Annotated in this window: 10 protein-coding genes; 6 read left to right on the top strand and 4 right to left on the bottom strand. The window is 41.7% G+C overall.

Features of this window, described 5'->3' with window-relative positions; translation table 11 throughout:
• Positions 1-48 precede the first annotated feature (48 nt).
• A complete protein-coding gene (locus F3J02_RS08540; protein WP_216076271.1) occupies positions 49-444 on the bottom strand; it encodes a cation efflux protein, CzcI-like in 396 nt (131 codons plus the stop codon).
• 152 nt (positions 445-596) lie between these two features.
• Here F3J02_RS08540 and F3J02_RS08535 point away from each other — a divergent pair, with 152 nt between their 5' ends.
• Positions 597-1,289 (top strand): hypothetical protein, encoded by a 693-nt coding sequence (locus F3J02_RS08535; RefSeq protein ID WP_167248587.1) that lies wholly within the window; start codon positions 597-599, stop codon positions 1,287-1,289.
• 102 nt (positions 1,290-1,391) lie between these two features.
• Here F3J02_RS08535 and ettA read toward each other — a convergent pair whose 3' ends face one another.
• Positions 1,392-3,053 carry an energy-dependent translational throttle protein EttA gene (gene ettA / locus F3J02_RS08530; RefSeq protein ID WP_167248586.1) on the bottom strand — a complete coding sequence of 554 codons (1,662 nt, stop codon included), beginning with the start codon at positions 3,051-3,053 and terminating at the stop codon, positions 1,392-1,394.
• Between the two features lie 301 nt (positions 3,054-3,354).
• On the opposite strand from ettA, the gene F3J02_RS08525 reads away from it, so the two are divergent.
• Together F3J02_RS08525 and F3J02_RS08520 are read left to right on the top strand one after the other, a co-directional pair.
• On the top strand, positions 3,355-4,632 hold the full coding sequence (locus tag F3J02_RS08525) for an O-acetylhomoserine aminocarboxypropyltransferase/cysteine synthase family protein (protein WP_167248585.1): 1,278 nt from the start codon (positions 3,355-3,357) through the stop codon (positions 4,630-4,632).
• A gap of 248 nt (positions 4,633-4,880) precedes the next feature.
• Complete coding sequence (locus tag F3J02_RS08520; RefSeq protein WP_004803857.1) at positions 4,881-5,768, top strand: SDR family NAD(P)-dependent oxidoreductase; 888 nt, start codon at positions 4,881-4,883, stop codon at positions 5,766-5,768.
• A gap of 64 nt (positions 5,769-5,832) precedes the next feature.
• On the opposite strand, the gene F3J02_RS08515 is transcribed toward F3J02_RS08520, so the two are convergent.
• A complete protein-coding gene (locus F3J02_RS08515; RefSeq protein ID WP_167248584.1) occupies positions 5,833-6,930 on the bottom strand; it encodes an SDR family NAD(P)-dependent oxidoreductase in 1,098 nt (365 codons plus the stop codon).
• A 105-nt stretch (positions 6,931-7,035) separates the two neighbouring features.
• Here F3J02_RS08515 and F3J02_RS08510 point away from each other — a divergent pair, with 105 nt between their 5' ends.
• Together F3J02_RS08510 and F3J02_RS08505 are read left to right on the top strand one after the other, a co-directional pair.
• Positions 7,036-7,413 (top strand): MerR family DNA-binding protein, encoded by a 378-nt coding sequence (locus F3J02_RS08510; protein ID WP_167248583.1) that lies wholly within the window; start codon positions 7,036-7,038, stop codon positions 7,411-7,413.
• Positions 7,414-7,915: 502 nt separating this feature from the next.
• Entirely contained in the window at positions 7,916-9,208 is a 1,293-nt protein-coding gene (locus F3J02_RS08505; protein ID WP_005185604.1) for an MFS transporter, read from the top strand.
• A gap of 64 nt (positions 9,209-9,272) precedes the next feature.
• On the opposite strand, the gene F3J02_RS08500 is transcribed toward F3J02_RS08505, so the two are convergent.
• Positions 9,273-10,037: an HD domain-containing protein gene (locus F3J02_RS08500; RefSeq protein ID WP_167248582.1), complete on the bottom strand. Its 765-nt coding sequence runs from the start codon at positions 10,035-10,037 to the stop codon at positions 9,273-9,275.
• A 344-nt stretch (positions 10,038-10,381) separates the two neighbouring features.
• Between F3J02_RS08500 and F3J02_RS08495 the strand changes: the two genes are divergently transcribed.
• Complete coding sequence (locus F3J02_RS08495) at positions 10,382-11,689, top strand: CitMHS family transporter (RefSeq protein WP_167248581.1); 1,308 nt, start codon at positions 10,382-10,384, stop codon at positions 11,687-11,689.
• Positions 11,690-11,722: the final 33 nt, after the last annotated feature.

Below are 11,722 nucleotides of genomic sequence, written 5' to 3'. Positions count from 1 at the left end.
CCCCGCAAAGTAATAAGATTGCGGTGGGCTATTTTTCGGCTACCCCACCTATAGCGGGGTCAATACAGGGGGCGGATTTAATCCAGAGAGATGTGGCGACTGGTAGGAGTTAGACCAGTAATATTTTTGTTCTATATCTTGGCTATGCAACATTGGTTCATTTACATATTGCTGAACTTCCGTCACCACCACATGAAAACAAGATGGTAAATGATCATGATGATCTTGCAAACTTAAGGGCATCGGTAAATCTGCTGCGACTTTATCGAAAACAGCGCCTTGTTCAGAGCTGTGTGTCTTTTCAGCGACATGATGCCCCAAATGACTCAATGTACTGTATTGACTGACCGTTTCATGCGCGCAAAACGCTGCCGCCACATTCCAGAAACTTTGGAACATGAACAAACTCAGCAAGACGGTCACGAAAACGGTTGAGCGTTGCAAAAGCACACCCTTACAGTAAATTGCACAAAGGCACTATAGCAGGCTATGCCAATGTAATAAAATTACAAAACAATTTTCAGTCAATTTCCCACTGATTTAAAACGTTTTTTGATTCTAAAGAAAAAGCACTTGATTACGTTTAGGTCCTCAGCATGTATAAAACCTTATCCCTTTTACTCTTCACAAGCTGTTTCGTTCTCGGTGGTTGTGCGACTGCGCTACTCGACAGCACCTTTCCTAAAGAAACTACACATACCCAAGCCATTAACTTACAAAGCGATCAGATTATTGCATTAGGTCAGGCTGTTCAAAATCAGAAAGAACAAGGCTTGGTGTTTATTGGTCAAGACTTCAACTACTTAATGACTGATGGCAGTACAGAACTGTTAAAGTTACTCAAGGCGATTCCAGTTGAGCAACGTAGTATAACCAGCCCTACGCCCCTCGTACTCACTATGGACGACGCCAGTCATTTCCGCGGTGTGTTGCAGATTCGCTATAACACAGCAATGGTTGATCTAAAGCAAACTCAAAAAGATTTATTAAAATCGTTGGGTTTTAGAGAAAATTTTGATTTGCCAGCGAACCAGCAGACGGCAACTTACCCCTATATCAATGTGTTTTTTAAAGGGCAGCTCTATCAGGGCCAAGACACTCAAAAAATCCAGCAGCGATTGCCTGTAGCTTATCCCATCACTATACAACAACAAATCACCACCACCACCAAGCATCCAATTAAACGGGTAACACACACCGTTCTTTACCCACTTGCAATGGCATTTGATGTGATTACTATTCCACCATTGCTGATTATTTCTGATCTTAAGGGTGATTTTAATAAATAAATTCTACTTTCTCATCAGACTATTCATCTCGCACGCTTCATGAACTCACATTTTCATAAGCAAAAAAAACCAGCTCGAAAGCTGGTTTTTTTCTATCAGGGCTTAACCTGTAATTTTTTTGTACTTGGTACGTTTTTGAGCCACATCATCACCTAAACGTGATTGGCGATAAGCTTCGTATTCTGCATAGTTACCTGTGTAGAATTCAGGCTGTTCATTCTCAAATGACAAGATGTGCGTTGCAATACGGTCAAGGAACCAACGGTCATGCGATACCACCATGACTGTACCTGGGAATACAAGAATTGCATCCTCAAGTGCACGTAAAGTTTCGATATCCAAGTCGTTTGATGGTTCATCCAGTAAGATTACGTTTGCACCCATCTGCAAGATCTTGGCAAGTTGTAAACGGTTACGTTCACCACCAGACAATTCACCTACACGTTTTTGCTGATCTTGGCCTTTAAAGTTAAAGCGACCGATATAGGCACGTGATGCGATTTCGTAATCACCAATTTTTAAGATATCTAAACCACCAGAAACTTCTTCCCAAACGGTTTTATTGTTATCCAAAGTGTCACGAATCTGACCAACGTAAGCCACTTTAACCGACTCACCTAAAGTCACAGTACCTGTATCAGGTTGCTGTTCGCCAGTCATCATACGGAATAGCGTAGTTTTACCCGCACCGTTTGGACCCACGATCCCCACAATCGCTGTAGGCGGTACAGTGAAAGTCAGGTTTTCATAGAGTAAGCGACCATCGAATGATTTACTGATCCCTTCAACTTCTACAACTTTATTTCCTAGGCGCGGACCAGGTGGAATATAAATTTCAGAAGTTTCGTTACGCTGTTGGAACTCACGTGAGTTAAGTTCTTCAAAACGCTCCATACGCGCTTTGTTTTTCTTTTGCTGACCTTTGGCATTTGAACGAACCCATTCAAGTTCTTTTTTCAATGCTTTAGCAAAAGATTCTTCTTGCTTGTTCTCTTGCTCTAGACGCGCATTCTTTTGTTCCAACCAAGAAGAATAGTTGCCTTGATAAGGAATACCCATACCGCGGTCAAGCTCAAGAATCCACTCAGCCACGTTATCCAAGAAATAACGGTCATGCGTAATCGCAACGATTGTGCCTGGGAAATCTTTCAAGAAACGCTCTAACCAAGACACTGATTCAGCATCTAAATGGTTCGTCGGTTCGTCTAAAAGCAACATGTCTGGCTTAGAAAGCAATAAACGGCAAAGTGCAACACGACGACGCTCACCACCTGAAAGTAGCGATACATCTGCATCCCACGCTGGAAGGTTCAATGCATCAGCAGCAATTTCAAGCTGGTTATTCAGGTTGTGTGCATCCCATGCATGGATGATTGATTCTAATTTCTCTTGCTCTTTCGCAAGTGCATCAAAATCTGCATCTGGTTCCGCATATTCAGCAAAAACTTGATCGAGACGCGCCAAAGCATCCAGTGCTTCACGTACGCCATCTTCAACGTTACCACGAACGTCTTTAGTCGGATCAAGTGGCGGTTCTTGTTCTAAATAGCCGATTTTGATTCCTGGTTGTGCACGAGCTTCACCTGAGAAATCTTTATCTACGCCAGCCATAATACGGAGTAAGGTTGACTTACCTGCACCGTTCAAACCAAGCACACCAATTTTTGCGCCTGGGAAAAATGATAAAGAGATGTCTTTTAAGATTTCGCGCTTAGGCGGAACCATTTTAGACACTCGGTTCATCGTATAAATATATTGGGCCACGCAGGACTCCTCAATTGAAAAACCAATACATCGCAAATAAGCGAATAAAATAATCGGGCGTATTATACGCTGAAAACCCGATTGACTTGAAGTTAAGTTGGGATTTGTTTGCCTCGAACAAAGGATTTTCTTTTTCAAGACATTACAAGCTTGAATGATTTCACTTTTCCTAAAACCGCGACCAGAACGAAAGCAGGGGCTATATCACCAAAACCGCTATGCAGCGCAAAAAATATGCACCATTTTGGGTAAAATATGCGCTAGACTCGGTCAGTATTTAACTCACGTAGATGATGTAATCATGACCTATAAAGATGAAACATTAGCCATTCATGCGGGATATTCACCAGAGGCAACGACTAAAGCAGTGGCTGTACCCATTTATCAAACCACCTCTTATGCCTTTGATAATACGCAACATGGTGCAGATCTGTTTGACCTCAAAGTTCAAGGCAATATCTATACCCGCATTATGAACCCGACCACTGCTGTACTTGAACAGCGTATTGCTGCATTGGAAGGTGGGATTGGGGCACTGGCTTTAGCATCAGGTATGGCTGCGATCACTTACGCGATTCAAACCATTGCCGAAGCAGGTGACAATATCGCGTCAGTGTCTACTTTATATGGTGGGACGTATAACCTGTTTGCTCACACACTGCCAAAGCAAGGTATCGAAGTCCGTTTCTTTGATTATCAGAATCCAGAAGCATTACGCCAGACTATTGATGACAAAACAAAATTGGTCTTTGTTGAATCTATTGGTAACCCGCTTGGAAACATCATCGACCTTGAAGCGATTGCCAAGATTGCCCATGAGTATGGCGTCCCTGTTATTGTTGATAATACCGTAGCGACACCTGCCCTATTAAAACCATTTGAATTTGGCGCAGATATTGTGATTCACTCCCTCACCAAATATATCGGGGGTCATGGCAATAGCATCGGTGGTGTGATCGTCGATAGCGGTAAATTTCCGTGGGGCAAATTTCCTGAACGCTTTAAAGCGTTAAATACACCTGATCCAAGTTATCATGGTGTTAACTATGTGGAAGTATTGGGCGAAGCTGCCTATATCGCACGTGCGCGAGTGGTTCCATTACGCAATACGGGCGCAGCGATTAGTCCACTCAGTGTGTTTCTCATCTTACAAGGACTTGAAACCTTAAATCTCCGCATGGAGCGCCATACTGAAAATGCCATCAAAGTTGCAGAATATTTAAAACAACACCCCAAAGTTAAATGGGTCAATTACGCTGGTCTCACAGACCATCCGCAACACCATTTAGCGCAAAAGTATGTGAAAGGGAAACCTTCTGCCATCCTTTCCTTTGGTGTTCAAGATGGCTTAGCTGGTGGGACTCGCTTTATTGATGCATTACAGCTATTTACTCGTTTGGTGAATATCGGGGATGCTAAAAGTCTAGCTTGCCATCCAGCGACGACAACCCACCGCCAACTCAATTCGGAAGAGCTCAAATCGGCAGGTGTCAGTGAGGACCTAGTACGCTTATCTATTGGGATTGAGCATGTAGATGATCTGATTGCCGACCTAGAACAGGCCCTTGCTCAGGTTTAATTTTAATAAAGCTAGTCAGCCCCATCCAAGGGGCTTTTTTTTGTACAAAATATAAAAAATATGCTTGCTTTTTCAACTATTACAACACTTTATTTTAGAGCTTTTACTCTAAAAAAGCTATTATTTTTCAAACATTTACACTAGACAAACATAAAATATAGGTTAATATTACATCAAAATAAAGTGTAGTGTTTAATCGTAATAAGAAGGCACTACAAACAACAGCGTGATTAATGTAGGTAACTTACATGAATGCAAAACTCAAAAAACTTTTTCAGCAAAAAGTCGACGGTAAAACAATCATTGTCACAGGAGCATCAAGTGGTATTGGTTTAACGGTTTCAAAATACCTTGCTCAAGCAGGTGCACATGTCTTATTGCTCGCCCGTACCAAAGAGAAGTTAGATGAGGTCAAAGCTGAGATCGAGGCTGAAGGTGGAAAAGCGACCGTATTTCCATGTGATCTCAATGATATGGAATCTATTGATGCAGTTTCAAAAGAAATCTTAGCAGCAGTAGATCACATTGATATTCTTGTAAATAACGCAGGACGTTCAATCCGTCGTGCGGTACATGAGTCCGTTGATCGTTTCCATGACTTCGAACGTACCATGCAGTTAAATTACTTTGGTGCAGTACGTTTAGTCTTGAATGTTTTACCACACATGATGCAACGTAAAGACGGTCAAATTATTAACATCAGCTCGATTGGTGTTCTTGCCAACGCAACTCGCTTTTCTGCTTACGTTGCGTCTAAAGCAGCATTGGATGCATTTAGTCGTTGTTTATCTGCGGAAGTCCACTCGCACAAAATTGCGATTACCTCTATTTATATGCCTTTGGTCCGCACACCAATGATTGCACCAACCAAAATTTATAAATATGTACCAACGCTTTCACCTGAAGAAGCAGCCGATTTAATTGCTTATGCGATCGTGAAGCGTCCGAAAAAGATCGCAACCAATTTAGGCCGACTTGCATCGATTACCTATGCAATTGCACCAGACATTAACAACATTTTAATGTCGATTGGTTTCAACTTATTCCCAAGTTCTACCGCGTCTGTTGGTGAACAAGAGAAGTTGAATTTAATTCAACGTGCTTATGCGCGTTTGTTCCCAGGTGAACATTGGTAATCCATTTTAAAGATTCAAAAACAGCCGATCTTTTGATTGGCTGTTTTTTTATTAGAAACAAGTTCTAACTGGTTTGATTAATCCAGTCGGTGGTTTTACGGATCGCTGCTTCTAAATTTCCCATCGAAATCTGCCAACGTTGTTGAAACTGTGTCAATCGTTCTCGCTCCAACTGCTCTGTTCTTAGAAAACTTAGCATTTCCGCAGACATTTCTAATTTTTTCGCCAACCATTGCCATTTTAAAATAAGCTTCAGCAGTCCAACTGGTACATGTCTGGTTGGTGCACTCACCTGTAATTGATCTGCAATCATTTGAGTGAGTTGATACAAAGCCAGATTATTTTCACTGACAGCCAACATCGCTTGATTCGACAAAGCCATATCCATAGAAGCACTGACCATTATCCGACATAGGTCATCGACACGGATTAAAGGTAGATAATGCTGAGCCGTTGCAGGGATGGCACTCATTTTTCCCCGTTTGAGCACATCAATCATTTGCGCGATCGGCTGATTCGTGGGAATTTCACCAGAGACATCATCACCAACAACTGTTGCAGGATGAATAATGGTCCAATCTACGGATAGCTGTTGTGCCTGTTGTATCCATGCAAAATGCGCTTCTATTTTAGACGCTTCATAAGCCCCTAGATGCTGATACACAGCTTGCCACTCGGTACGATCAGGTTGTTCAATGCAGATCCCTGCTTGCTGTAAATGACCCGTGATCGTCAACATATAACCCGAAACATGTACTGCACGTTTCAAAACACAATATTGCTGAACACAATTCAATAAATTCAATGCACCTTCTACATTTACGGTCCGCGCTTGTTGCATACTCAGGTTCCACGCAAATAACGCACTACTATTATATAAAGTGTCCACTGCGCTTAATTTTTGCCAATCTTGCTCGTTGATGGCAAGCTTAGCCTGTGTTACATCACCTTGGATAAAGCTCAATTGATTCAAGGATACACCTTTTTGACTGAGCCAATTTGTGAGCACGGGTTGTTGCTTCGCTTGATTCCGGACTAAGGCAAAAACCCTATGTCCTTGTTTTAATAACTCTAAAATTAAATAGCGGCCAATAAATCCTGTCGCACCTGCGACCAAAGCGACTTGTTGCTCTGGCTGAGTTTTTAAGTTGTTATGCGCCATCTCATATGCTCTTTTGATTGAATGTAGGCATAGGCTAAAGGATGGAGTACACTCAATGGTCAAGTCATTTTTTAGACATATTCAAGAATAATAAGGATGATCGCCATGTTAATTGGACAATTGGCAAAACAGACTGATTTAAGTCGAGACACCATTCGCTTTTATGAAAAAATGCAGTTGATCCAGTCCATCACCTGTAATAATGGCTATAAAGATTATTCAGAACAAACGCTACAACAGTTACAACTGATTCGTACCGCGAAAAACCTTGGATTCTCGCTCAATGAAATTAAGCAGATTTTAGCGATGACAGCCCAAGATGAAATCCCTGCCCCACAAGTACAAAGCATTTTCCAAGACAAGTTAGATTTGATAGATGAAAAGATTGCACAACTTCATCAAATCAGAACGATGTTAAGTCGATTTACTCAGGGTGAAGCTTGCCCACTGAGAAAAGATTGCCCGATTCCAGAACTCAATTAATTGCTTTAAAAAACTTTCTGAAATCACAACAAAAGCTCGTGTGTATAAACTAAAACTTATCCACAGTTTTGCTGCATTAATCATCAGTATCGTCTGTTGATTTCTCTTCTGGTATATTTTATGGATCATTTATTTTCAGTGCTATTGCCACACTCCATTTTCAATACAAGCATTCCATGTCTTGAATTGAAATAAGAAAATGAAATCTGAAAAAATACCCTGATTACAATCCCCTTACACAACATCAGCTTGTTTATGTTTCTAAATTGTCCCTTGATACAGCTCAATTATTTGCTTTTAAAAATATTAAATTCTCAATATTGACCATTCTGACATTCTTTATCTGTCAAAGAGTTAGCAAAAAAACCAACTTATTCTCCCCATATAAAAATGTATTCATAAAAAACATACAAAATAGTGTCATTTTCATGCTTTTTTAGCGGTATATAACATTCTGTAAAGATTCAGTTACAGAATCTTGCTTGGTTGAAAAGGAACGTATATGAGTCAGACATATAGCAAGGAAGAAAAAAGAAGTCGTATCAAAGGTATCGTCGGTGCGGCATCAGGGAATTTAGTTGAGTGGTTCGATTTCTATATTTATGCCGTTTTTGCTGCCTATTTTACCCACGCATTGACCGCTCCAGATATGGAACCAACCACCAAAGCCATTTATGTTTGGGGGGTGTTTGGTGCCAGTTTTTTCATGCGCCCAATCGGGAGTTGGCTATTCGGACGTATCGCTGACCGTCAAGGCCGTAAGCAGTCGATGGTTATTTCCATCTGCTTAATGGCACTCAGCTCATTTCTGTTTGCTGCCTTACCGACTTATGACCAAGTCGGAATGTGGGCACCCTTTTTACTGCTCATGGTTCGATTACTGCAAGGCCTCTCTGTCGGTGGTGAGTATGGTGCTGTTGCGACCTATATGAGTGAACTCGGCTTAAAAGGGCAACGTGGCTTCTTTGCATCATTCCAGTACGTCACCCTTTCAGGTGGTCAGTTACTTGCCAGCTTACTTGGGGTAATCTTGCTGGGCTTTATGACTGAACAGCAATTGAATGATGGTGGCTGGCGTATTCCTTTCGTCATCGGCGGTATTGCGGCATTATTGTCTTTACTCGCGCGTAGTCGTTTAGAGGAAACCTTGTCACATGAAGATGCTGACCGTGAAGAATCAGGTAGCTTAGTTGCCCTGCTTAAACAGCATTGGAAAACTTTCCTATTGGTTGTCGGCTATACATCAGCTGGTTCACTCACCTTCTATGTTGTCACGGTTTATTCAAAAACCTACCTCACCAATATTGGTATGGATGGCAAAACCGTTGGCTTTATCATGACCACGGCGCTATTTGTGTTCATGTTGGCACAACCGTTGTTCGGCATGTTGTCAGATCGCATTGGCCGTCGTGCTTCCATGTTGGCATTCAGCTTACTCAGCGCAATCTTTATTTATCCCGTCATGGTCACAGGTATGCGCAGCTTTGCTGACTCCCCTGTGATTATCACCCTATTACTGATTTTCTTGATGATGTTGCTGAGCTTCTATACCTCAATCAGCGGTTTAGTCAAAGCTGAAATGTTCCCGCCACACGTCCGTGCATTAGGTGTAGGTTTCTCCTATGCGGTGGGTAATGCACTCTTTGGCGGTTCCGCGCCATCCGTAGCGTTATTATTTAAAGATGCTGGCATTGAAAATACCTTCTTTGTATACGTCATTATCATGTTATTGATTTGTTTCATGTGTAGTTGGGCATTACCGAAAAAGCCTGAATATCTTGAACATGACCACTAAATAAATTGTGTTCTAAATCGAAACCACTTTTGTAAAAGCAGAAGTGGTTTTTTTATTTTGAGCGTTATTGCAAATAAGGATTTAAATTCACAAGCTGCTTAAACCCACTCTGCACCAGCATGGCAGTACGAGATCGAGGTCGTTGCTGTGCTTCCTGTTGAGTAAATTTAATCATGATCTGATTAAAGTCACGACGAGGGTATTTTTGCAATAATTGCTGTCTAAACTGTTCTGAAAACTCAAAACCACGACTGCCGATGACGTCACAACTGGCCGCTTGTTGCAGCAAATGCGCTTCTATCCCCTCATCGCGTCCAACATAAGGATTCATATGCATACTGATCACATCAAAAAGTTGATCGGCTCGTGCAGTCTGCCACCCCTGTTCAAGCGACCAATCTCTTGCAGCATAAGCACCCTGCCCAGCAAAACAACGACAATGTTGATGATGCTGATAATGTTGTTCTGTCATACCTAAATCATGCAATAAGCATGAAACTGCTAATAACTCATCATCACGTTGCAGGTTTTGCATCTTGGCAAAAGCAATGGCATAACACCATGTACGAAGACAATGATTTTGCAGAGACGCTGAGCTACAGGACTGCATCTCTTCTAAAGCTCGTTGCACTTCTACGCTATCAGGCAAGACAAGATCATCCAGACGCAATTCATGCTGAACGGTTGGTCTGGTAATATTCGCCAAACTGTACATTTTTATACTCTGTTTTAACACAGGAAAAAGGCTATGCCTCAACAGCAGCATACGATCTTTTAAGGATAAATTACCTGAGGTTTGCGCCATCCAAGCTTGTCGACCAATTTGCATTTTTGTTCTCTTTTAAAATTAGAGTAATTGCTCTAATTTTTACTCAAAAGAATTACGAAAGTCAAAAGTATAGCGATCAGTCTTCAGGTTTCTCATCGCTGCATCTATATTCAAACGACCATTTTTCTCACACTTATCACATAATTTTAAAAACAACTTAAATCAGATTATTGGCTAAAATTAAACATTTTGTTCGTTTAATCCGCTTTTTGCGTAGTTTTTATTCTTATTTTTAATAATTAATTAAGTTTTTATGCATAATGGACAGCGCTTTATTTTCTATTTTTGGTGTATTTTTTAACACTTTTCCAATGACAAGAGGTTACAACTTAAGGGAGTAAATAATGCTGACGCTGATCGGTATTCTAATTATTGTGACGATTGTCGTGCTATTGATGTCTGGAAAAACCAGTCCTATTGTAGCCATGTCGATTGTTCCTCTTATTGGCGCCCTCATTGCTGGTTTTTCGATTAGCGAGATTTCTGGCTTCTTTGAAGCTGGTCTAGCCAAAGTGACCAAAGTAGCGACGATGTTTTTATTCGCTATTTTATTTTTCAGTGTATTAAAAGAATTACATGTCTTTGACCCTATGATTAAACGTATGGTGCAAATGACGCGTGGCAATGTCGTGATTGTTGCCGTGATGACCACTGTGATTGCAGCAATTGTGCATCTGGATGGTTCTGGTGCTGCAACCTTCCTGATCATTATTCCTGCCTTACTTCCCCTGTACCGTAAACTCGGCATGAGCCCCTATCTGATGCTATTGCTGATGGCGGGTAGTATGGGTGTGATGAATATGGTGCCTTGGGGCGGACCTTTAGGACGTGCTTCAGCCGCGACAGGTTTAGATGCTGCCACACTCTGGCATAGCCTGATTCCCGTTCAAGTGGCGGGTGTTGCAGGGATGATGGTATTTGCCGTATTTATGGGCTTACGTGAGAAAAAACGCATTCTCGCAGCCCAAGCTCTCGGTACCACGCCATTTGAACAAGACTGCATGGCCAAAGACCTCGCCGAAGATATTCAGGAAGATGCTCAACCTAAAAACCTGTGGTTTAACCTCGGTCTGATCGTTGCTGCCATTATCTGTTTAGCTTTTGGCCTATTCTCTGCGCCTTATGTGTTTATGATCGCCCTTGCATTGGTCTTGATTGTCAACTTCCCGCAGCCTAAAACACAGATTGAAGTTATTGGTCGCCATGCACCTCAAGCATTGAGCATGGTTGCCATTATTTTTGCTGCAGGTGCATTTCTCGGGATTTTGTCCGAGTCAGGTATGTTGCAATCGATTGCCTTGGATTTAATTAAAATTCTACCAAGCACATGGATTGGTAGTTTGCATATTCTAGTCGGGATCTTAGGTGTACCGATGGACATCTTTACCAGTACTGATGCCTATTATTTTGCGCTATTACCGATTGTGCAAGAAGTTACTGCTACCGCTGGAGTGAATGCTGACTCGGTCGTGTACGCCATGGCGATTGGTAACAATGCTGGAACATTTGTGAGTCCATTCTCACCTGCAACTTGGCTTGCAGTCGGACTGACAGGCACCGATATGGGACGCCATTTGCGCTATTCATTTGGTTGGATCTGGTTATTCAGCTTCTTTACCTTAGGCGCAGGCTTCTTACTAGGTCTTTATTAATCCTTGCCAAAATAAAAAAAGCATACTCAGGTA

Source organism: Acinetobacter sp. Tr-809, from assembly GCF_011753255.1.
In the GTDB taxonomy this organism is placed as follows: Bacteria; Pseudomonadota; Gammaproteobacteria; order Pseudomonadales; family Moraxellaceae; genus Acinetobacter.
This window is presented reverse-complemented; position numbering and strand designations above follow the sequence as displayed.